Origin of the sequence: Arcticibacter eurypsychrophilus (assembly GCF_001730525.1) — a bacterium.
GTDB classification, from domain to species: Bacteria; Bacteroidota; Bacteroidia; order Sphingobacteriales; family Sphingobacteriaceae; genus Arcticibacter; species Arcticibacter eurypsychrophilus.
Genome location: NZ_MDFN01000087.1, coordinates 1 through 271 on the forward strand (window position 1 = coordinate 1; position 271 = coordinate 271).

Here is a 271-nt window from a genome sequence, read left to right on the forward strand (position 1 = left end):
GGTCATCAGTTCGAGTCTGGTCCCCGCTACCGTAAGTTGAGTAGAAAAGTTCTAAATAGGAACTTTTCTACTCAACTAGAATGGTCCATTCGTCTAGGGGTAAGGACGTTAGATTTTCATTCTAGAAACAGGGGTTCGATTCCCCTATGGACTACGGAAAAAAATGCGTACCTTTGTGATCGCAAATGATACCAAGAGTGATTATTGCCTAGCAAGAGTTACTAAATGCACAAAAGAAACAGTGCGGGGTGGAGCAGTTGGTAGCTCGTCG

1 tRNA gene is annotated in these 271 nt (G+C 43.9%); it reads left to right on the forward strand.

Annotated features, from left to right (window positions below):
- Nucleotides 1-82: 82 nt before the first annotated feature.
- Nucleotides 83-154, forward strand: a tRNA-Glu gene (locus BFL47_RS19080).
- Nucleotides 155-271 lie beyond the last annotated feature (117 nt).